Annotated in this window: 19 protein-coding genes; 11 read left to right on the top strand and 8 right to left on the bottom strand. The window is 46.2% G+C overall.

The genetic code is table 11. The features are described from left to right. The first annotated feature begins 30 nt into the window (after positions 1 to 30). Positions 31 to 1491, top strand: coding sequence for a glycoside hydrolase family 10 protein (locus H8S52_RS06350; RefSeq protein WP_117984496.1), 1461 nt, complete (start codon positions 31 to 33; stop codon positions 1489 to 1491). Between the two features lie 131 nt (positions 1492 to 1622). Here the strand turns inward: H8S52_RS06350 and H8S52_RS06345 are convergent, their stop codons facing one another. After that, the gene (locus tag H8S52_RS06345; protein ID WP_005656230.1) at positions 1623 to 2630 is read right to left on the bottom strand and encodes an aspartate-semialdehyde dehydrogenase; all 1008 of its coding nucleotides are present in this window, start codon (positions 2628 to 2630) and stop codon (positions 1623 to 1625) included. Positions 2631 to 2782: 152 nt separating this feature from the next. Here H8S52_RS06345 and H8S52_RS06340 point away from each other — a divergent pair, with 152 nt between their 5' ends. The 3 genes from H8S52_RS06340 (at position 2783) to H8S52_RS06330 (ending at position 6416) form a co-directional block, all read left to right on the top strand. After that, positions 2783 to 4906: a cation:proton antiporter gene (locus H8S52_RS06340; protein WP_005656232.1), complete on the top strand. Its 2124-nt coding sequence runs from the start codon at positions 2783 to 2785 to the stop codon at positions 4904 to 4906. A 55-nt stretch (positions 4907 to 4961) separates the two neighbouring features. After that, on the top strand, positions 4962 to 5675 hold the full coding sequence (locus tag H8S52_RS06335; RefSeq protein WP_181987219.1) for a ThiF family adenylyltransferase: 714 nt from the start codon (positions 4962 to 4964) through the stop codon (positions 5673 to 5675). 84 nt (positions 5676 to 5759) lie between these two features. After that, positions 5760 to 6416 (top strand): ABC transporter ATP-binding protein, encoded by a 657-nt coding sequence (locus H8S52_RS06330; RefSeq protein WP_117955514.1) that lies wholly within the window; start codon positions 5760 to 5762, stop codon positions 6414 to 6416. A 15-nt stretch (positions 6417 to 6431) separates the two neighbouring features. On the opposite strand, the gene H8S52_RS06325 is transcribed toward H8S52_RS06330, so the two are convergent. Both H8S52_RS06325 and H8S52_RS06320 read right to left on the bottom strand, forming a co-directional pair. Then, positions 6432 to 7364, bottom strand: a complete 933-nt coding sequence (locus H8S52_RS06325) for a helix-hairpin-helix domain-containing protein (protein ID WP_117984494.1) — start codon at positions 7362 to 7364, stop codon at positions 6432 to 6434. 6 nt (positions 7365 to 7370) lie between these two features. Continuing rightward, on the bottom strand, positions 7371 to 8738 hold the full coding sequence (locus H8S52_RS06320; protein ID WP_005656239.1) for a sodium-dependent transporter: 1368 nt from the start codon (positions 8736 to 8738) through the stop codon (positions 7371 to 7373). A gap of 103 nt (positions 8739 to 8841) precedes the next feature. Between H8S52_RS06320 and H8S52_RS06315 the strand changes: the two genes are divergently transcribed. Beyond that, complete coding sequence (locus tag H8S52_RS06315; RefSeq protein WP_186909488.1) at positions 8842 to 9240, top strand: VanZ family protein; 399 nt, start codon at positions 8842 to 8844, stop codon at positions 9238 to 9240. On the opposite strand, the gene murF is transcribed toward H8S52_RS06315, so the two are convergent. After that, the gene (gene murF, locus H8S52_RS06310; RefSeq protein WP_117984491.1) at positions 9237 to 10535 is read right to left on the bottom strand and encodes a UDP-N-acetylmuramoyl-tripeptide--D-alanyl-D-alanine ligase; all 1299 of its coding nucleotides are present in this window, start codon (positions 10533 to 10535) and stop codon (positions 9237 to 9239) included. The genes H8S52_RS06315 and murF overlap by 4 nt on opposite strands. Before the next feature lie 141 nt (positions 10536 to 10676). On the opposite strand from murF, the gene folP reads away from it, so the two are divergent. The 4 genes from folP (at position 10677) to H8S52_RS06290 (ending at position 15385) form a co-directional block, all read left to right on the top strand. Further along, the gene (gene folP / locus H8S52_RS06305; RefSeq protein WP_186909487.1) at positions 10677 to 11549 is read left to right on the top strand and encodes a dihydropteroate synthase; all 873 of its coding nucleotides are present in this window, start codon (positions 10677 to 10679) and stop codon (positions 11547 to 11549) included. A 19-nt stretch (positions 11550 to 11568) separates the two neighbouring features. After that, positions 11569 to 12333, top strand: coding sequence for a diadenylate cyclase CdaA (gene cdaA / locus H8S52_RS06300; protein ID WP_117984487.1), 765 nt, complete (start codon positions 11569 to 11571; stop codon positions 12331 to 12333). A gap of 122 nt (positions 12334 to 12455) precedes the next feature. Beyond that, a complete protein-coding gene (locus H8S52_RS06295) occupies positions 12456 to 13994 on the top strand; it encodes a TldD/PmbA family protein (protein ID WP_016661141.1) in 1539 nt (512 codons plus the stop codon). A gap of 71 nt (positions 13995 to 14065) precedes the next feature. Further along, positions 14066 to 15385 carry a TldD/PmbA family protein gene (locus H8S52_RS06290; protein WP_117984485.1) on the top strand — a complete coding sequence of 440 codons (1320 nt, stop codon included), beginning with the start codon at positions 14066 to 14068 and terminating at the stop codon, positions 15383 to 15385. 6 nt (positions 15386 to 15391) lie between these two features. Here the strand turns inward: H8S52_RS06290 and H8S52_RS06285 are convergent, their stop codons facing one another. From H8S52_RS06285 to H8S52_RS06270, 4 genes are read right to left on the bottom strand one after another with little or no spacing between them, the layout of a single operon-like run. Then, positions 15392 to 16423 (bottom strand): GNAT family N-acetyltransferase, encoded by a 1032-nt coding sequence (locus H8S52_RS06285; protein ID WP_186909486.1) that lies wholly within the window; start codon positions 16421 to 16423, stop codon positions 15392 to 15394. A gap of 42 nt (positions 16424 to 16465) precedes the next feature. Continuing rightward, entirely contained in the window at positions 16466 to 17380 is a 915-nt protein-coding gene (locus tag H8S52_RS06280) for a DUF2156 domain-containing protein (RefSeq protein ID WP_186909485.1), read from the bottom strand. 52 nt (positions 17381 to 17432) lie between these two features. After that, positions 17433 to 18128: an LrgB family protein gene (locus H8S52_RS06275; RefSeq protein WP_005656258.1), complete on the bottom strand. Its 696-nt coding sequence runs from the start codon at positions 18126 to 18128 to the stop codon at positions 17433 to 17435. Continuing rightward, positions 18125 to 18463, bottom strand: coding sequence for a CidA/LrgA family protein (locus tag H8S52_RS06270; RefSeq protein WP_005656259.1), 339 nt, complete (start codon positions 18461 to 18463; stop codon positions 18125 to 18127). The genes H8S52_RS06275 and H8S52_RS06270 overlap by 4 nt, the downstream gene beginning before the upstream one ends. 232 nt (positions 18464 to 18695) lie before the next feature. Between H8S52_RS06270 and pta the strand changes: the two genes are divergently transcribed. Beyond that, a complete protein-coding gene (gene pta, locus H8S52_RS06265; protein WP_005656261.1) occupies positions 18696 to 19712 on the top strand; it encodes a phosphate acetyltransferase in 1017 nt (338 codons plus the stop codon). A gap of 108 nt (positions 19713 to 19820) precedes the next feature. Then, on the top strand, positions 19821 to 21017 hold the full coding sequence (locus H8S52_RS06260; protein ID WP_186909484.1) for an acetate kinase: 1197 nt from the start codon (positions 19821 to 19823) through the stop codon (positions 21015 to 21017). Positions 21018 to 21029 lie beyond the last annotated feature (12 nt).

The following is a 21029-nucleotide window of genomic DNA, read 5'->3' as shown; positions in this document are numbered from 1 at the left end:
TCAGGCGGCTTTCTTATTAAAAATTTAAGGATGAAACATTTGAACTATATATATATAATCATTTTACTTGTGCTGGTCGCAGCATGTAGTAAAGACGATGAAGGCATTTTGAATGATGGCAGCCATTCTCAGGGAGAAGGTCAGACCTCTTCGTCTGTTCTGCCCGGAAAGGAACTGAGAGGAGTATGGATAGCTACGGTATGGGGGCTCGATTGGCCTATGGAAAAGTATGATGCCGATGTTCAGAAAAAGTTGTATACAGATTATCTGGATTTATTGGTCGGGTATAACATGAATGCGGTATTTTTCCAAATCAGAGGTATGGCAGATGCGTTTTATGAATCGGAATATGAGCCTTGGAGTAAGTATATTACAGGAAGTGCAGGAGTAAGACCCGATTATGATGTTTTAGGATTTCTTGTTGAGGAAGCCCATAAGCGAGGTATCCAGTTTCATGCTTGGTTAAATCCATACCGTATAGCTACGCGTGCAAATAAGAATGCTGCTTTCCCAAAACTGGATGCCAAAATACCCATGGAACTGGTTAAGGATTATGAGAAAATCAGAGTTTATAATCCTGCTTTGCCGGAAGTTCAGGAACGGATTGCAAATATTGTCAGGGAAATTATTACCAAGTATGACGTTGACGGTATTCACATGGATGATTATTTCTATCCGTCATTGGAAGCTTCTGAGACAATGAATGATGGTGCGGAATTTCAAAAATATGGGAAGGATAAATTTAAGAATGTCGAGGATTTCAGGCGTAATAATGTAAATACCGTAGTTAGGAATATCCAGAAAACTATTATTGAGACTCGTCCGGAAGTGATTTTCTCTATTAGTCCGGCAGCTGATATGGAGCGTAACTACAATACATTGTTTGCAGATGTCAATACGTGGGCAAAGGAAGGCTGGGTGGATGTGGTTATTCCGCAGCTGTATTTTGCCACAGGCAATGAGGTTACCAGTTTTAATCTGAGGTTGGATTTATGGTCGCAATATACATATGAGAACCACTTATTGATAGGATATGGCATTTATAAATTTGGCGATTCGCAATATGGAAGTAAGTTTCAATCGTCAGATGACTTAATGAAGCAGTTTGAACTGGCCAGTGCAAAGCCGAAGGTAAAGGGAAGTGTATTGTACAGTGCCAAGAACTTGGTAGAAAATAAGGTTGGTATTGCAGATGCGGTCAAGGCTATATATGGAAAGAAAGTATTGCCTCCTTATTTAGGACGAACTGCTGCGGTACTTCCTCCGGCACCGGACAATATCAGGTTGAATGGGTCTGATTTGTCTTGGGGAGCGGTTTCAAATGTTGCTTATTACGCTATATATAAAGATAATGGGAAAGAGCGGAAAGCCGATTTGGTAGGTATTACCCAAGGAACGTCATTTAAATTATCGGAAAAGGGAGTTTATTTTGTGACTTCGTTATTCAAAGATAATGCAGAAAGTGAGATTTCAGAAACTGTGTCTTATTGATATACTTAAAACGACCTAAAAACCGGAAGTCTCAAGCAACATAGTCAAGGGTGTGTTAAAAATGAATGCTGTAATAGTAATGACATTCTATTTTTAACACACCCTTGTCGGTTTATGGATTAGGAGAAATTTTAAAGCGCTTTCTCTCTAATCAGATACTCTGCAATCTGTACCGCATTCAATGCAGCACCTTTTTTGATCTGGTCGCCCACAATCCAGAAAGTCAATCCGTTCTCGTTGGTGAGGTCCTTGCGGATACGTCCTACATATACAGGGTCTTTTCCTGCGAGGAACAGCGGCATCGGATATTCTTTCTCTGCCGGATTGTCCATTAATACCAGTCCGTCACCTTTGGCAAATGCTTCACGTGCCTCCTCGATAGAAATGGGCCGTTCTGTCTCTACCCAGATACTTTCCGAATGCGAGCGGAGGGCAGGTACACGAACACATGTTGCGCTGACTTTGATGTCGGAGTGCATAATCTTACGTGTTTCGTTGTACATCTTCATCTCTTCCTTGGTATATCCGTTTTCAGTGAACACATCAATCTGGGGAATCAGATTGAATGCCAGTTGATAGGCGAATTTCTCCACGGTCACGGGTTCACCCGCCAATACTTGGCGATATTGTTCGTACAACTCATCCATAGCAGCGGCGCCTGCACCGCTGGCAGCCTGATACGTGGATACGTGTACGGTTTTTATATGAGAAAGCTGTTCGATGGCTTTCAGTGCCACTACCATTTGGATAGTAGTACAGTTAGGATTGGCGATAACGCCGCGCGGACGGTCTTTGGCATCGGCGGCATTGACTTCGGGTACAACCAAAGGAACATCGGCATCCATACGGAAAGCGCTTGAATTGTCAATCATCACAGCGCCGTGCTTGGTGATTGTTTCAAGATACTCTTTAGAGGTGCCTGCGCCTGCGGAAGTGAAAGCAATGTCAACCCCTTTAAAGTCATCGTTGTGTTGCAAGAGTTTAACCTCGATCTGTTTACCGCGGAAGGTATATTTAGTGCCGGCACTGCGTTTAGAACCGAACAATACTAACTCGTCCAACGGGAAATTCCTTTCATCGAGCACTCGCAGGAACTCTTGTCCTACGGCTCCGCTTGCTCCAACAATAGCTACTTTCATTTTTCTTTTGTTTTAATTTAGTTTATAAAATAGTTCTAATCTATCTATAAATGATAGAGTTGGCTGCAAATTTATAACAAATTGCTGTATGACACCGCATAAAGTGAAAACTTTTTCGTTATTTTGCAGTTAAAACCTAAAACTCACTGCGTATGGACTGGCTCAATTTCAGTTTGACACTTCCTGTAACAGACCCTACATGGATATTCCTCCTTGTACTCCTTATTATATTGTTTGCGCCCATATTGCTGAATAAATTACGTATACCGCACATTATCGGTATGATTCTGGCGGGATTGGTGATTGGCGAGCATGGCTTCAATATCTTGGTGCGCGACAGCAGTTTCGAGTTGTTCGGCAAGGTCGGACTTTATTATATCATGTTCCTGGCAGGGTTGGAAATGAATATGGGCGATTTCAAGAAGAATCGCGGAAAGGCTGTGATGCTGGGATTGCTGGCTTTCGTCATTCCGATAGGCATAGGCTTGGTTACCAATATGATGTTGCTGAAGTATAGTCTCGTGACGTCCATATTGCTGGCAAGTATGTATGCCTCGCACACGCTGGTGGCTTACCCGATTGTAATTCGTTACGGTGTGTCCCGCCATCGCAGTGTAAGTATTGCTGTGGGCGGTACGGCTGTGACGGATACGCTTACGTTGCTGGTGCTGGCAGTGGTGGGCGGTCTGTTTAAAGGAGAGTCCGGCGGACTGTTCTGGCTGTGGCTGGTGGTTAAGGTCATATTCCTCGGAGCGCTGATTATGTATTCGTTTCCACGTATCGGACGCTGGTTCTTCCGCCGCTATGATGATAACGTGATGCAATTTATTTTCGTACTTGCCATGGTTTTTCTGGGAGCGGGTTTAATGGAGTTCGTGGGAATGGAAGGCATCTTGGGAGCATTCTTGGCAGGGCTGGTCTTGAACCGCCTCATACCGCATGTATCACCGTTGATGAATCATCTGGAGTTTGTCGGTAACGCTCTGTTCATACCCTATTTCCTGATAGGGGTGGGCATGCTGATTGATATTCATGTCATCTTCGGGCAGGGAGACGCTTTGAAGGTGGCTGCCGTTATGATTGTTGTGGCGCTGGTGGGCAAGTGGATCGCTTCCTGGCTGACGCAGAAAATTTATAAAATGGCTCCCATAGAGCGTGAGCTGATGTTTGGCTTGAGCAATGCACAAGCAGCAGCTACGCTGGCGGCGGTATTGGTGGGTTATAATATCATCTTGCCGAACGGTGAGCGTTTGTTGAATGAGGATGTGCTGAACGGTACGGTATTGCTGATTCTTGTGACATGTGTGGTGAGCTCCTTTATTACGGAAAGGGCCGCACGCAAGATTGCCATGTGCGAGGCGCATCTGGAAGAGGAGCGTACGGTTGAGGCGGAAAGGATTCTTATTCCGGTGGCAAATCCGGATACGATTGAATATCTGATGAACCTGTCCTTGTTGATACGTGATACCAAACAGAAAGATAATCTGTTGGCTTTGAACGTAATCAATGACAACAATACTTCCGAGGGTTTGGAGCTTCGCGGTAAAAGGTATTTGGAGAAGGCGGCCATGATTACGGCTTCTGCCGATGTGCCGTTGCGCCAGATTACACGGTATGACTTGAATATTGCTTCGGGTATTATCCATACGGCGAAAGAATATGAGGTGACCGATGTGATTATCGGTTTGCACCGTAAGGTCAATATTGTAGACTCTTTCTTCGGTATGCTTGCCGAGAACCTGCTGAAAGGACTGCATCGCGAAGTTATGATTGCCAAATTCCTGATTCCGATTAATACGATACGGCGAATCATCATTGCCGTTCCTCCCAAGGCGGAATACGAAGCAGGCTTTCAGAAGTGGGTGGAGCATTTTTGCCGGATGGGCGGTACGTTGGGCTGCCGGGTACATTTCTTTGCAAACGAGGAAACAACTGTACAGTTGCAGGCATTGGTGAAGAAAAAGTATGGACAGACCTTGACGGACTTCTCTCGTCTGGATGATTGGGGGGATTTGCTGATATTGACCGGGCAAGTGAATTACGATCATTTGCTTGTAGTGATAAGCGCACGTAGGGGATCCATCTCTTACGACAGCTCCTTCGAGAAGCTCCCGGCGCAGTTGAGCAAATACTTCTCCAATAATAGTTTGATTGTACTTTATCCCGACCAGTTGGGCGAACCCCAGGATGCCGTCTCTTTCTCTAATCCGCGAAATGAGGCGCAGCATTACGAGAAGGTAGGAAAGTGGGTTTATAAATGGTTTAAGGAAGATTAGTAAGTGATTAGTGATTAGTGATAAGCGATTAGTGATTAATGATTAGTGGTTGGTGATGCTGGAGGATTGGAAACAGAGAACCCGGCTTTTGCTGGGAGAGGAGAAAATGGAAAGGCTGCAACAGGCGCATGTGCTGGTTGTAGGTCTTGGCGGAGTAGGCGCTTATGCAGCCGAAATGATATGCCGTGCAGGTGTGGGGCGGATGACGATTGTGGATGCGGACACGGTGCAGCCTACCAATATAAATCGTCAACTGCCTGCTTTGCATTCCACTATGGGGAGGGAGAAAGCGGAGGTTTTGGCGGCACGTTTCAAAGATATCAATCCGGACATACAGTTGACGGTGCTGCCGGTATTTCTGAAAGACGATAATATACCCGAACTGCTTGATGCCGCCCGATATGATTTTGTAGTGGATGCCATCGATACACTTGCTCCCAAATGCTATTTGATAACGGAAGCACTGAAACGGCATATTAAGATTGTATCGAGTATGGGGGCGGGCGCAAAGAGTGATATTACGCAGATACGTTTTGCCGATATATGGGATACCTATCATTGCGGATTGAGTAAGGCGGTGAGGAAACGTTTGCAGAAGCTGGGGATTAAACGTAAACTTCCGGTTGTATTCAGTACCGAGCAAGCCGACCCTAAGGCAGTGCTGTTGACGGAAGATGAACAGAATAAAAAGTCCACTTGCGGAACTGTAAGCTATATGCCGGCTGTATTCGGCTGTTACCTTGCGGAATACGTTATTAAGAGGTTGTAATAGGGCTATCAAACAGTCAGAACGTACCTATGTGTTAAAGATAAAATGTGTCATGACCGTAAGGAATAAATAGTAACTAAAACAATGATACGATTAGAAGGAATAACGAAGAGTTTCGGCAGTTTGCAGGTGTTGCGGGGCATCGACCTGGAGATAAAAAAAGGGGAGGTGGTCAGTATTGTCGGTCCCAGCGGTGCGGGCAAGACCACTTTGTTGCAGATTATGGGAACTTTGGACATGCCCGATAGCGGTTCGGTAACGATTGACGGTACATTGGTGAATTGCCTGAAGGAGAAAGAACTCTCCGCCTTCCGTAATAAGCATATAGGCTTTGTCTTTCAGTTCCATCAGTTGTTGCCGGAATTTACGGCTTTGGAGAATGTGATGATACCGGCTTTCATTGCCGGAGTGGGACAGCAGGAAGCCAGAGCGGCGGCTGCCGAAATATTGGACTTCATGGGATTGGCGGAACGCGCTTCGCACAAGCCCAATGAGTTGTCCGGTGGAGAGAAGCAAAGGGTTGCCGTTGCCCGTGCGCTCATCAATCATCCTGCGGTGGTGTTGGCGGATGAGCCGTCCGGAAGTTTGGATACGCATAATAAGGAAGAACTGCACCAACTGTTCTTCGATTTGCGTAACCGTTTGGGCCAGACATTTGTAATTGTGACGCATGATGAGGGATTGGCACAAATCACCGACCGTACCATTCATCTGAAAGACGGTGAGGTTTGTAAGGAATAGCTGTCCGTCCTTTCATTATTCAAAACAAACATAGTGGCTAAGCCGCTCCAAATCGCTTTCGGTAAATTCTTCGTAGAGGGCAAAGGGTTTGAGGTTGTGGAGTGTTCCTTTCTTTTTACGGTATTCCACAAGGGCTTTTGCCTGGTAAAAGTTTATATAAGGATGGTTGCGAAGGCGCTCTATGCCGATCCGGTTCAGATTGATGCGCCGGATTTCAGAAGGCGTAACGGTGAACCATGCTTGCAGTTGGCGATAATCCAAATGAATCTCCTGCAATTGCTCTATTCGGTAGAAGCCGCCTAAACGTTGCCGATAGTTCACTATCGACCGGGCTATGCCGCTGCCTACGCCGGGAACTTTCTTCAATTCAGTAGTATCTGCATGGTTTAAGTTAAGCACGGTGCCTGCCGGATATTTATAAATACTGTCTTTGGATGCCTGCCGAAGGGTGAGTAGAGAGGTCGCCTTTCTTATAGTGTCTTCTGCCGTAAAATAGATATAGGGAGAGAGCGTTTGGTACTGTTCTTCTGTCAATCCATATACCTTTTTGAAATCTTCGGTCTTGCGGAACTTTCCCCCTTTGCTTTGATAACGTAAGATGTTCTTTGCCATCCATGCAGGAAGACCTAAGCGGCAGAAGGTGACGGAGTCTGTACGGTTAGGGTCGAAAGGAGCTAATACAACTGTTCTCTTTTTATATCTCTCCGATTTCTTGAAACGGCTGTTATCGTTTTTTTCTTGTTCCCGCACAGAACTGATAAAATTGTCGTATTCTTTCAAGGCGGCAGCCTGTATCCTGGATTCTTCTTCAGAAAGTTGCCTGCTGTTTTGCCGGAAAGAATAGATATACCCGGAGAGAAAGATGAGGATTATTCCAATGATGAGAACAAGGATACCTCGTCTTTCTCCCCGGGAGAAGTATAAGAAGTCTTTAAACGGATTCTTCATTATGGTTTATTTGAAGAAGCCCAATTCGTTGATGAAAATAAGTCCGATTCCTATTGGAGCGATATATTTCAGAATGAAGATTAGTAATCTGTATATATGTATATTTAAAGTTCCGTTGTTGCTGACTTCTTCCCATACAATCTTTTTATCCAGATACCATCCGGTGAAGATAGAGATAAAGAACCCGCCTAAGGGCAACATGATTTTAGCGGTGACGAAGTCGAATAAATCGAACAGGTTAAGACCGAAAATCGTGTAACTCTTTCCTACGCCCAATGACAGCGAACATAACACTCCCAGCACGATACAGCCGGCAGTAACCAGTTTGGCTGCTTTTCCTCGTGTAAACTTGAACTCCTCATGCAGATATGCTGTTACCACTTCGTGCAAGGAAATGGTTGAAGTCAATGCCGCCAGCGCCAGCAAAACGTAGAACATGATGGATAAGGCGATTGCCAGCCAGGGTATGTTGCCGAATGCCTGTTGAAATACATTGGGTAAGGTGATGAACAATAAACTCGGTCCTGCATCCGGCTGGATGCCAACGGAAAACGCTGCAGGGAAGATAATGAATCCGGCAAGAATGGCAACTAACGTATCGATACCTGCCACATTGAGTGCTGTTTTAGGCAGGTTGGTGTCATTCCTGAAATAAGAAGCGTATGTGCAAAGACATCCCATGCCGAGGCTGAGTGAAAAGAATGCCTGTCCCATTGCACCTAAGAAAACATTACCGTCCACTTTGCTGAAGTCGGGTTTCAGCAGGAATTCGATACCCGCACTTGCACCGGGTAGTGATACGGAACAAATGGCAAGCACTACCAGCAGGATAAACAGCATGGGCATCATTATCTTGGCTGATTTTTCAATACCCTTTTCCACTCCTTTTATGATGATGAAGTGTGTGGCTAACAAGAATACCACCAACCAGATAACAGGACGCCACGGATTGCTGACAAAGCCGTTGAAGGAAGCGATGAACTCTGCGGCGGACTTGCCGGCAAAACTGTTGGTTGCGGCTTCTCCTATAAACTCCAAGGTCCAACCCGCTACTACCGAGTAGTAGCCCAAAATAAGGAATCCGGCTAATACACCCATTCGTCCCACCCAACGCCAATGGGTTCCCGGGGCCAGCTTTTGATACGCTCCGGCAGTGTTGGCGCGTGAACGGCGTCCGATAAGAAATTCGGCTATCATGATAGGAATACCTAATATAAGTACACATACCAGATAAATCAGTATGAAGGCTGCGCCACCATGATTGCCTGTTTCAAAAGGGAATCTCCAGATATTACCCAGGCCAACTGCAGAACCGGCTGAAGCAAGTATCACTCCTAATTTGCTTCCAAAGTTGGCTCTTTCATTTCTTGTCATAAAACGTGGATTTTTCTTACAATTCGTTATTAATTGCTCTTAAAACGCACAAATATAGAAAATGTTCCATACTTTTGCACACAGATTGTTCATAATTTGAGATATGCTATATTATATTAAGAAATATCCGGTATCGCTGGTGATAATACTTGCTGTAATTTATCTGTCGTTTTTTAAACCGCCCACTACCGATTTGGGCACTATCCCTAACCTTGACAAGGTGGTGCATATCTGTATGTATTTCGGCATGTCCGGTATGTTGTGGCTGGAGTTCTTGCGGGCGCATCGGAGAGACCGCACGCCTATGTGGCACGCATGGGTAGGAGCATTTGTCTGTCCGGTATTGTTCAGCGGAGCGATAGAATTGTTACAGGCATTTTGTACTACCTACCGCGGCGGTGATTGGCTGGATTTTGCAGCCAATACCACGGGAGCTGTCCTGGCGTCATTGGTGGCTTGTTTCGTGCTGAAACCAAGAGTGATGCGTAAATCTACAGATTAGAGATAATCGACTACCGTATTCAGCTTTATTCCGTTCGAGCCTTTTATCAGGATTGTCTTTCCGCAGGGTTTGTGCTTTTGAAGCGCGGCTATTAGAGCCGGAGCATCGGGATAAGTGGTATATGTGTGGCGGGTTGCTGCAAATAATTCGCCTACCAATATTACATCCTCAAAGCCATATTCTTCCAGATAGTCTACTATTCTCTGGTGCTCTTCGGCACTGTCTTTTCCCAGTTCGCGCATATCTCCCAATATCAGCATTTTTTTCTCGGCTTGCATGTTGCGGAAATTTCCGATGGCTGCCAGCATGCTTGTGGGATTGGCGTTGTAGGCATCGATAATCAGGGTGTTGTCGGCCGTTTTTTTCAGTTGCGAACGGTTGTTCCGGGGTTCATATTCATTCAGGGCTTTGTCTATCTTCTCTGCTTCTACTCCGAAGAAATGCCCGATAGTGACGGCTGCCAGAGCATTGGGAAAGTTATATTCGCCAATCAGTCGGGTATGCACTTGGTGAAATTCTCCTTCTTTTCCGGCTCTCCACTCAAAAGCGAGGTAGGGGGAATTGCCGGTAACGTGGCCGTTGATATACAGACTGTTTTCTTCTCCGTAGGTTATCGGATTCAGTCCCCGGGCTATTTCCCTGAGGTAAGGATTGTCCTGATGAAGGAAGATGGTGGAGTTTCCCTGCCGGCGCAGATAGTCGTACAGTTCGCCTTTGGTCCGGATAACGCCTTCGAAAGAACCGAAGCCTTCCAAATGAGCCTTTCCTACATTGGTGATAATCCCATAATCGGGTTCGGCTATTTCCACCAGTTCCTTGATGTCGCCGGGGTGGCTGGCTCCCATTTCCACTACGCCGAGCTCATGCTCTGTTGTCAGGCGCAACAAGGTGAGCGGTACACCGATCGGATTATTCAGATTTCCCAGTGTGTACAGTACATTGTACTTTTGAGACAATACGGCGGATATAAGCTCCTTGGTCGTTGTTTTCCCATTGGTTCCTGTAATGCCGATGATGCGCGTACCCAGTTGGCGGCGGTGATAATTGGCAAGCTGTTGCAAGGTGTGCAGGCAGTTATCCACTAATATATAACGTGTATCTCCGGCAGGAGCATAGGCGGCTTCGTCTACAACGGCGTAGGCGCTGCCTGCTTCCAATGCTTTGGCGGCAAAGGCGTTGCCGTTGAACGTATCGCCTTTCAAGGCGATAAACAGTGAGCCTTCGGGGCAGTTGCGGCTGTCGGTGGTTATGCCGGTGCAGCCGAGAAATATCTGATAAAGAGCGGTTATATCCATATCTTTCTCCTTCGGGGGAGTTTTGCAGTTCGTAATAAAAATGATATTTTGCGAACAAAGATACCTTATTTTTCAGACTTGGTGTACCAACAATGGCTTTTTTGTTTACATTTGCAGATATATAAATCAAAAAACGCTGCCATGAAAGTTCTGCAATCCAAATATATAAACGTCAACGGTTCGCTGTTGGACCTTTCTTCTCCCTGCGTCATGGGAATTCTCAATGTCACTCCCGATTCTTTTTATGCCGGCAGCCGCATGCAGACGGAAGCCGACATAACAAGCCGCATAGAGCAGATTGTGGCGGAAGGAGCTGCTATCATCGATGTGGGTGCTTACTCTTCGCGTCCCAATGCGGAGAATGTGTCGCCTGCGGAAGAGATGGAACGCTTGCGCATGGGGTTGGGTATTCTGAGGAAGGTACAGCCCGATGCAATTGTTTCGGTAGATACCTTTAGGGCGGATGTGGCGAGAATGTGTGTCGAGGAATACGGTGTGGCAATTATCAATGATATAGCCGCCGGAGAAATGGATGATGATATGTTCCGTACGGTTGCCGACCTGAATGTTCCTTATATCATGATGCACATGCAGGGTACGCCGCAAAATATGCAACAGCATCCCCATTATGATAATTTGCTGAAAGAGGTGTTTATGTACTTTGCCCGTAAGGTGCAGCAATTACGCGATTTAGGCGTAAAGGATATCATATTGGACCCCGGGTTCGGCTTTGGCAAGACCATTGAGCATAATTATGAATTGTTGGCTCATCTGGAGGAATTTCGTATTTTTGAACTTCCCTTGCTGGTTGGCGTTTCCCGTAAATCTATGATTTATCGCTTGTTGGGAACGACTCCGCAGGAAGCGTTGAACGGTACAACCGTATTGGATACCATCTGTCTGTTGAAAGGGGCTGATATACTTCGTGTGCACGATGTGCGCGAGGCAGTGGAAGCGGTGAAAATCGTGGAAGCCATGAATGCGGCCCGTTCTGCGTTAATCGCTAATAATTAACCATTAATCACTTGCGACCGTGTTTTTTGAATTTGGCATAAAAGATTTTATAGATATCCTGCTGGTAGCTTTCCTGCTTTACTATACATATAAGCTGATGAAAGCTTCCGGATCTATCAATGTGTTTACGGGTATACTGGTGTTTATCCTGATTTGGCTGGTGGTTTCTCAGGTGCTGGAGATGAAACTGTTAGGGTCTATTTTTGATAAACTGGTCAGCGTGGGCGTGTTGGCACTTATCGTCTTGTTTCAGGATGAAATACGGCGGTTTCTGCTTACGCTCGGTTCGCATCAGCATGCCAGTGCGTTGGTGCGCTTCTTTACGGGAAACAAGAAAGAAAGTATGGAACACGATGAAATTATGCCCGTTGTAATGGCTTGTATCAGTATGGGCAAGCAGAAAGTCGGTGCATTGATTGTGGTGGAACATAATATGCCGTTGGACGATGTGGTGCGTACAGGGGAGATTATCAACGCCGATATAAACCAGCGCCTGATAGAAAATATCTTTTTCAAGAATAGTCCGTTGCACGACGGAGCTATGGTTATCAGCAAGAAGCGCATTAAGGCGGCAGGATGTATCCTGCCCGTGTCGCACAATCTGGACATTCCGAAAGAATTGGGTTTGCGGCATCGTGCAGCGATGGGAATATCTCAGGTGTCGGATGCCCATGCAATCATTGTATCGGAAGAAACAGGCTCTATTTCGGTAGCCTACAAAGGGCAGTTTTATCTGCGCCTGAGTGCCGAGGAATTGGAGAGTCTTTTGACAAAAGAAATTTAGATGCGGCATTAGTAGGCTGAGGCGCATTGGTTGTTCGGTAATCAAAGGTAGCTCTCCTTTCTGTATTCCCCCGTTATATTGAGGATAAGCGACCTGTAATTTATAATTTATAACAAACTTATATGGATAGACGAAACTTCTTGCGAACCGGCGGAATGGCCGTTCTTGGTTCACTGGCTATGCCTTCGCTGGCTATGCCCGGGTCTGTGCGCGGAGCATTGGGCGGTGCGGACTCTAAGTCTGCCGTTGCTGCCGCTGCCAATCATTTTGGTGTGACGGAAGCGGATTTAAAGAAAGTAATGGCTGTTGCTTTGGAAAAGGGCGGCGATTATGCGGACCTTTACTTCGAACACACTTTCAATAATAGTGTGAGTTTAATGGACGGTAAGGTGAATAACTGCGGCTCCAATATCGATTTCGGTATGGGAGTGCGTGTGCTTTCCGGAGACCAAAGTGGCTATGCCTATGTAGAAGGCGTTACCTTGGAAGAAATGTTGCGTGCCGCCCGTACTGCTGCCCGTATTGCATCTTCGGGCAGGGCAGGCAAACCTGTGGGGCTGACGGAGAAAACCATAGCCCGGAGTCGCTATGCCGTGGCTACTCCTTGGGAAGATGTGGGCGTAAAAGAGAAGATTCCCTATTTGGAGAAACTGAATGAGAAAATATTCTCTTTGGACAACCGTGTGCGAAAGGTACAGGCTTATTTGCAGGACAGCACTTCGCATGTACTGTTCTGCAATTCGGAAGGTGTGAGCTATTACGACTACCGTCCAATGGTATCCTTTATGGCAGTCTGCATCATGGAGGAGAACGGTAAGATGGAAAACGGCTATGCTGGCAGGTCTTATCGCAAGGGATTCGAATTTATGACCGATGATGTGGTGGACGTGATTGCCCGTGAAGTGGTAGATCGTACTGCTATTCTATTTAAGGCCATTAAGCCTAAAGGTGGTGAAATGCCCGTTGTAATGGGTTCGGGCGGTTCGGGAATCCTGCTGCACGAGGCTATAGGACATGCGTTCGAGGCAGACTTCAACCGTAAGGATATATCCATATTTGCCGGTCAGTTGAACAAGAAGGTGTGCAACGAACATATTAACGTGGTGGATGACGGTACGATACCTTTCAATCGGGGTTCCGTGAATTTCGACGATGAAGGCGTAGAGGGGCAGAAAACGTATATTGTTAAGGAAGGTGTGCTCACCAGCTACCTGCACGACCGTATCAGTGCAAAGCATTACGGTGTGAATCCCACCGGAAACGGTCGCCGCGATACATTCCGTAACCTGCCTATTCCCCGTATGCGTGCTACGTATATGGAAGCCGGCAATATGAAAGAAGCGGATATTATTTCTACGGTGAAGAACGGTATTTTCGTAGACACGTTTACGAATGGTCAGGTACAGATTGGAGCCGGTGACTTTACGTTCTTCGTGAAGTCCGGTTACTTGATTGAGGACGGAAAGCTGACGCAGCCCATTAAGGACATCAATATCATAGGTAACGGTCCGAAAGCATTGGCAGACATCACAATGGTGGCCGACAATGATAAGATTGACAATGGTACATGGACCTGTGGTAAGGATGGACAGTCTTGTCCGGTGACGTGCGGTATGCCGTCGGCATTAGTCAGCAAACTCACCGTAGGAGGGGAAAATTAAGTACTAACGGAGCATTGATAACTGATAATTTCTAATTGTCAATTATCAATAGCTAACAATCAACTGAAAATATGATTACAGACAATAATAAAAAGCTGGCGCAGTGGGCAATGGACTATGCCTTGAAAAACGGGTGTCAGGCAGCAAAGTTGGTGCTGTATTCCAACTCCAACGCTTCATTTGAATTACGCGATGCCAAGATGGACAGATTGCAACAAGCCTCGGAAAGCGGGTTGAGCATCAGTTTGTATGTGGACGGCAGGTATGGTTCTTATTCAACCAACCGTTTGGATAAGAAAGAACTGGAGACGTTTATAAAGAACGGTATCGAATCTACGCGCTATCTGGCAGTGGATGAGGCACGTGTGTTGCCCGATGCTTCCCGTTATTATAAAGGTGGAAAGCCGGACTTGCAATTGTTTGACAAGCGTTTCGAAACTATTAATCCGGATGACAAAGTTGCCATTGCGCGTGCTGCTGCCGAAGAAGTCTTGGGCAAAGACAGCCGTATTATATCCGTAGGAACTTCGTATGGTGACGGAGAAAGCTCTTCCTACCGTTTGACGAGCAACGGTTTTGAAGGCGAGTCCAAGTCTACCTGGTTTTCGGTTTCTGCCGATGTGGCATTGCGTGGCGAGGGAGAGGCGCGTCCATCTTCTTATTGGTATGAATCGGCTCTGTTTTACGACAAACTAGTAAAATCGGGTGTCGGAACGAAAGCCTTGGAGCGCGTACTGCGGAAACTCGGACAGAAGAAGGTTGCTTCCGGCAAGTATACAATGGTGGTAGACCCGATGAATGCAAGTAATTTGCTCAGTCCGGTACTGAGTGCGCTGTACGGTTCGGCATTACAGCAAAAAAACTCTTTTCTGTTGGATAAACTGAATGTGAAAGTAGGGGCCGGATTATTGAATCTGATGGATGAGCCCCATTTAATCGGTGCAAGCGGTGCGCGCTATTTCGATAGCGAAGGAGTGGCAACCGAACGGCGTTCTATCTTTGAAGAAGGTGTGTTGAAAACATACTTCATTGATACCTACAACTCTAAAAAAATGGGAGTGGAGCCGACTGTCAACTCTCCTTCCTTATTGGTGCTCAAACCGGGAAACAAAGATTTGAACGGTCTGGTGGCCGACGTGCAGAAAGGCATCCTGGTTACCGGATTCAATGGCGGTAATTGTAACAGCAGCTCCGGAGACTTTTCGTACGGTATAGAGGGTTTCCTGATTGAAAATGGCAAATTGACCCAGCCCGTCAGCGAAATGAATGTCACGGGTAATATGATTACGCTTTGGGCTTCTCTATCGGCTGTGGGTAATGATCCCCGTATGTCTTCTTCATGGCGCATCCCGTCGCTGGTATTCGAGGGCGTAGACTTCAGCGGATTGTAGCAGCTGTTAATTCAGCATTAAACTCATGTAAGGGTTTGATGGCGATAATATCTTTTCGGCAAGTTCGCCGACAGTGAGTGCCAAGTGGCTGCCCGGCAGCCGCTTGGCACTACTTATACACTTGCCGTTATTCAGATAGTAGTAACCGTTATTGGCGCTGATCTGCGAGTCTGTAAGTGCGATGCTCATTTTCAGTTCCGGATGCTCGGCGGCATATCGTTGCAGTATCGTTTTGGCATTGATGATGCGCGCCATACCCAATACTTGCGGGGTCGGCTCTGTTTCAGACGGACTAATAACCCGGATGGACGGGATGTTCAGCTGCTCGCAAATACGTTGTAGCAACAACGGGTACATACCGGGAGTTTCCGCAACGATTTCTCCTGCCTGCCAAGTACTGCCTGCCGGATATACGATGGCTAAAGCCGTAATCTTATCGCCTTGCTTCAATGTATAGACGCAGCCTTCCCCCAACTGTAAATCGGCAAGGATTACCCGGAAGTCCGTTTCCGTATGCTGGATACAATAGGGGCGTTCCCGCAGTTTCCGGTTTAAATAGCGATATGATTCTTCCTGATAATCATTTATTTTGTTCAGAACAGCCGTTTCGTCAGCGATGGTAACCTCTGAAGCCGTGAAGGTTGTTGAGGAGTATTTAAATACCGGCATGTAGCCCATACCGGCATAATACCCGAACAACCAGGGTTCTGCCGGAATCAGCGTGGAAATGGACATGCCATTGTGTAGCATACGGGTAAAGGCTTGCGATAACAGTTCGCGCATAGCCCCGCGGTTGCGATAATCGGGATGTGTACAGGCCCCCGACACATATCCTGTCTTGATTTCGCTCTTTCCGAAAGTCATGGGATAGGGTAGTATTTGCAGGGCGGCAATCACCTCTTCACCGCTTTGAATGGCGATGTTGACTTCATTGCTGTAACGCAAGCGGAAATACATATCTGTAAATTCATCGCTGTCGTTAAAGCATAGTTTCCATAAACTCTTTATCTTTTCCCGCATTGCTTCCTCCCTTATCATAATTGTGCACCCTGTTTTATAGTCCTGTCAACTTTACCTTTTTTACCACTTGATGGCCTCTACCGGCTGTTCTTTTAAACAGGCGACGTATTTCTCCAGAATAATGGCAGGCTGATAGGAAAGTTTTGCTTTCCGCAACCCTTCAATACCTAAGTCCTCTTCCCGGTTGATGTAGATATATTGTTCCGGGATATGGTTGGCAAATTCGTAATTAATCATGGCATAAGCGCCGTCTATACAGGTATCGGCCTTCTCTACATGTACTCCGAATGTGTCTTGGTTGATAGGCATGCCGAAAGTAAAAGCCGCAATCTTGCCCTCTACATGGAGAATACCGCCCGTAAGCCCTAACGCATCGAAATTGTGCAGGGCGTATATCAATGCACGGCGTTCGTTGCCGGTACCTTCATGCTGGTCGCAGTTGTTGACTTTGCACCATTCCGCTTCCAAATCGAGGCACTCCCGGATACGGTCGGCTGTAATCGGAGTGTATTCGTAGTTATAAGTCTTTTTGAATTTGTTGATATGATTCCGCTTTGCCTGAAACTTTTTGCCGGATAAGGTGGCGAGGTCGGAGCGCAGATATACGTAGTCGGCGTAATCCCTGTCTGCTGTAAACTGAAATCTGCCGGGCATAAAGGTTTCCAGTTCGGAGCACATTTCGGCGCAGATACCCAACAAGCAAAAAGGCTCTCCTTCCCGGTTGGCATCTTCTATCAGCGCATCCAGTACCTTATTTAAATCGCCGTTGCCGATAGGCATCATATATACAAGCTCTCCGTCTGCCCAGAATTTCAATAATAGGAAACCGTCCATAATGGCAAACTTGGTGTTGTATAAGAAACGCCAACTGCATAGGTTGGAGAATGAAAGGTCGCAGTTGCGTCGCGGACTGTTTAAAGTAAAGGAAGTAATCAGCTCTTTATCTTGTAGTTCGATATCTTTAAATGGAATCATAAATAATTTCTATTGGTTATAAGAATATAATAACAAAGATAAGAAGATTTTGTTAGAGTAACCCTAATAATCGTAAAATAGTAGGGGTTAGCAAGGCTGTAAATATTCCGTTAAGCGTCAGGCCGAGGCTGGCAAACGCACCGTATTTGCTGCTGATGTCCATTGCTGTGGATGTGCCGACAGCATGGGCTGCTGCCCCTAAGGAAAGCCCTTGAGCCATGGGGCTTCCGATATGGGTGAGTTTCATTGTCTTGAAACCGAGGATTCCTCCCAACAGGCCTACGCAAACCACTACGGCGGCAGTCAGCGCGGGAATGCCGCCTATTGATTTCGTAACTTCCATGGCTATCGGGGTAGTAACGGATTTTGGAGCCAGCGAGTAGATAATCTCGTCGGAGGCTCCCATCAGTTTTGCTATCAGGACTACGGAAATAACCCCTACAATACATCCTGCCAATTGTGAAAGCAGGATAGGCAGCAATTGTTTCTTGATAGTCTCCAATTGCAGATACAAAGGAACCCCCAACGCAACGACGGCAGGTTTTAACCAGAATTCAATCAGATGCCCGCCTTTGTTGTAAGTATCATAACTGATATTTGTCATCTTCAGGAAAATGATAAGCAGGGCAATAGTCAGTAAGATGGGATTCAGCAGCATGATTCCTGTCTTCTTTTGAAGAAGTTTGGCTAAGAAGAATATCCCGAAAGTAATAGCCAGCAGGAAGAATTCGTTTTCTAAAAAGTTCATTTGATTTTACGTGTTAATTGGTGAACCCATCCGGTAACCACGAGTACCAGCAGGGTGCTGACTAATGAAGCGATGGCGATAGGCCAGAATTCGGCGGCGATAATGTCGAAATAGAGCATAAGGGCTACGCCGGGCGGGATAAAGAAGAATCCCAGATTAGCAACCAAGAAGTCGGACATTCCCTGCACCCAGTGCAGTTTTATCCAACCCAATTTTAAGAAAAGGGTGAGCAGCAGCATACCGATGATGCTGGACGGAAGTTTGATACCCGTTAAGAATACAATCAATTCACCCAAAGCCAGACATCCGAAAAGGATGGCGCATTGACGGATCATAATACCTGATTATTAAATAATACCTAACCTATTGAAAATATTGAAAACGTTGCAAAGTTAGCTATTTGAAGTGAGGAACCGTCTCGTAAATCCACTGTTAGTGTTAAATATTATAATAATTCTCATTTGGTGTGGAAAAAGCCCCGAAATTGCAATGTGTATATTGCAAAATTGTGTACTTTTGCTGCGTGAATAACACGAACTACTGATTCTTATACACAATTAAAATATCATGCAAAGATTAATTAATGAAATTTTAGAGCGTGCGAAAGCCGATCGTCAACGCATTGTTCTTCCTGAAGGTACGGAAGAACGCACTTTGAAAGCTGCCAATCAAATTCTGACAGATGGTATTGCAGACCTGATTCTTTTGGGCAATCCTGCTGAAATCAACGCTTGTGCAACGGAGTGGGGACTTGGTAACATTTCCAAGGCAACCATTATCGACCCGGAAAACAATCCCAAGCAGGAAGAGTATGCACAACTGCTGTTCGAGTTGCGTAAGAAAAAAGGCATGACTATTGAAGAAGCCCGTAAACTGGTAACCAATCCGCTTTATTTGGGCTGTCTGATTATCAAGAATGGCGATGCCGACGGCCAGTTGGCAGGTGCACGCAATACTACCGGTGATGTGCTTCGTCCGGCTTTGCAGATTATCAAGACTGCTCCGGGCATTACCTGCGTTTCCGGTGCAATGTTGTTGCTGACGCATGCTCCCGAATATGGTAAGAATGGTATTCTGGTAATGGGTGACGTTGCCGTTACTCCGGTTCCCGATGCTTCTCAATTGGCGCAAATCGCTGTTTGTACTGCACGTACGGCTCAGGCTGTCGCAGGTATTGATCCGAAAGTGGCGCTGTTGAGTTTCTCTACAAAAGGTTCTGCAAAACACGAAGTGGTAGACAAAGTGGTAGAAGCCTTGAAGATTGCTAAAGAAATGGCTCCTGATATTGCTATCGACGGTGAACTGCAGGCTGATGCAGCATTGGTTCCTGAAGTCGGTGCCAGCAAAGCTCCGGGTTCTGCCATTGCAGGTAATGCAAATGTGCTGGTTGTTCCGAGCCTTGAAGTAGGCAATATCTCCTACAAACTGGTACAGCGTTTGGGACATGCCGATGCGGTAGGTCCGATTCTGCAAGGTATCGCACGTCCGGTGAACGATTTGTCACGCGGTTGCTCCATCGAAGATGTATATCGTATGATTGCCATTACGGCAAATCAGGCTATTGCAGCTAAACACAATAAATAATTATGGATTTTGAATTATGAATTATGATTGGGGATTTCTTCCTGTTCATGGTTCATGGTTCGCGGTTCATAATTCGAAATTCATAATTTATAATTTAACATTAGTATCATGAAAGTTTTAGTATTGAACTGCGGTAGCTCGTCCATCAAATACAAGTTGTTTGATATGGACCATAAAGAGGTTATCGCTCAAGGTGGCATTGAAAAAATCGGTTTGAAAGGCTCTTTCCTGAAACTGACCTTGCCTGATGGCGGGAAGAAAATTCTGGAAAAAGACATACCGGAGCATACTGTGGGTGTGGAGTTCATCCTCAATACATTGATCAGCCCTGAATACGGTGCAATCAAGTCTTTGGACGAAATCAATGCGGTAGGTCACCGTATGGTGCACGGCGGCGAGAAGTTCAGCGAATCCGTTTTGCTGACTCAGGAGGTGCTGGACGCCTTTATTGCCTGCAATGATTTGGCTCCGCTTCATAATCCTGCCAACTTGAAGGGTGTAAACGCTATTTCCGCCATTCTGCCCGATGTGCCGCAGATTGGTGTGTTTGATACCGCTTTCCATCAGACGATGCCCGATTATGCCTATCTGTATGCCGTTCCTTACGAACTGTATAAGAAATACGGGGTTCGCCGTTATGGCTTCCACGGAACTTCTCACCGTTATGTATCAAAGCGTGTGTGCGAATTTCTGGGCGTACAGCCGGAAGGAAAGAGAATCATTACCTGCCACATCGGTAATGGTGGTTCCATCTCTGCCATTAAAGACGGCAAGTGTATCGACACCAGCATGGGTCTGACTCCGCTGGAAGGTCTGATGATGGGTACCCGCAGCGGCGACATCGATGCGGGAGCCGTAACTTTCATCATGGAGAAAGAAGGGCTGGATGCAAACGGAGTATCCAATCTTCTGAACAAGAAGAGCGGTGTAATGGGTATCTTCGGTGAGTCGAGCGATATGCGCGATTTGGAGAATGCCGTGGCTGCCGGTAACCCGAGAGCTATTCTGGCAGAAAAGATGTACTTCTACCGCATCAAGAAGTATGTAGGCGCTTATGCTGCCGCTTTGGGCGGTGTGGACATCATCGTGTTTACGGGCGGTGTCGGCGAGAACCAGTGCAACTGCCGTAGTGAAGTATGCGAAGGTCTTGAATTCATGGGTGTCAAGGTCGACCTGGAAAAGAACAAGGTCCGTGGTGAAGAGGCTGTAATCTCTACAGACGATTCCAAGGTGAAGGTAGTGGTTATCCCGACCGATGAAGAGCTGATGATTGCTTCGGATACAATGGCTATCTTGAATAAATAACAGGTTTGTAAT

The organism is Bacteroides sp. NSJ-48 (assembly GCF_014287405.1).
Lineage (GTDB): Bacteria > Bacteroidota > Bacteroidia > Bacteroidales > Bacteroidaceae > Bacteroides > Bacteroides stercoris.
This window is presented reverse-complemented; position numbering and strand designations above follow the sequence as displayed.

Excerpts from the sequence above, each read along its gene's own strand:
- H8S52_RS06350 (WP_117984496.1), top strand. The coding sequence starts at position 31 with ATGAAACATTTGAACTATATATATATAATCATTTTACTTGTGCTGGTC.
- H8S52_RS06345 (WP_005656230.1), bottom strand. The coding sequence starts at position 2,630 with ATGAAAGTAGCTATTGTTGGAGCAAGCGGAGCCGTAGGACAAGAGTTC.
- H8S52_RS06340 (WP_005656232.1), top strand. The coding sequence starts at position 2,783 with ATGGACTGGCTCAATTTCAGTTTGACACTTCCTGTAACAGACCCTACA.
- H8S52_RS06335 (WP_181987219.1), top strand. The coding sequence starts at position 4,962 with ATGCTGGAGGATTGGAAACAGAGAACCCGGCTTTTGCTGGGAGAGGAG.
- H8S52_RS06330 (WP_117955514.1), top strand. The coding sequence starts at position 5,760 with ATGATACGATTAGAAGGAATAACGAAGAGTTTCGGCAGTTTGCAGGTG.
- H8S52_RS06325 (WP_117984494.1), bottom strand. The coding sequence starts at position 7,364 with ATGAAGAATCCGTTTAAAGACTTCTTATACTTCTCCCGGGGAGAAAGA.
- H8S52_RS06320 (WP_005656239.1), bottom strand. The coding sequence starts at position 8,738 with ATGACAAGAAATGAAAGAGCCAACTTTGGAAGCAAATTAGGAGTGATA.
- H8S52_RS06315 (WP_186909488.1), top strand. The coding sequence starts at position 8,842 with ATGCTATATTATATTAAGAAATATCCGGTATCGCTGGTGATAATACTT.
- murF (WP_117984491.1), bottom strand. The coding sequence starts at position 10,535 with ATGGATATAACCGCTCTTTATCAGATATTTCTCGGCTGCACCGGCATA.
- folP (WP_186909487.1), top strand. The coding sequence starts at position 10,677 with ATGAAAGTTCTGCAATCCAAATATATAAACGTCAACGGTTCGCTGTTG.
- H8S52_RS06295 (WP_016661141.1), top strand. The coding sequence starts at position 12,456 with ATGGATAGACGAAACTTCTTGCGAACCGGCGGAATGGCCGTTCTTGGT.
- H8S52_RS06290 (WP_117984485.1), top strand. The coding sequence starts at position 14,066 with ATGATTACAGACAATAATAAAAAGCTGGCGCAGTGGGCAATGGACTAT.
- H8S52_RS06285 (WP_186909486.1), bottom strand. The coding sequence starts at position 16,423 with ATGATAAGGGAGGAAGCAATGCGGGAAAAGATAAAGAGTTTATGGAAA.
- H8S52_RS06280 (WP_186909485.1), bottom strand. The coding sequence starts at position 17,380 with ATGATTCCATTTAAAGATATCGAACTACAAGATAAAGAGCTGATTACT.
- H8S52_RS06275 (WP_005656258.1), bottom strand. The coding sequence starts at position 18,128 with ATGAACTTTTTAGAAAACGAATTCTTCCTGCTGGCTATTACTTTCGGG.
- H8S52_RS06270 (WP_005656259.1), bottom strand. The coding sequence starts at position 18,463 with ATGATCCGTCAATGCGCCATCCTTTTCGGATGTCTGGCTTTGGGTGAA.
- pta (WP_005656261.1), top strand. The coding sequence starts at position 18,696 with ATGCAAAGATTAATTAATGAAATTTTAGAGCGTGCGAAAGCCGATCGT.
- H8S52_RS06260 (WP_186909484.1), top strand. The coding sequence starts at position 19,821 with ATGAAAGTTTTAGTATTGAACTGCGGTAGCTCGTCCATCAAATACAAG.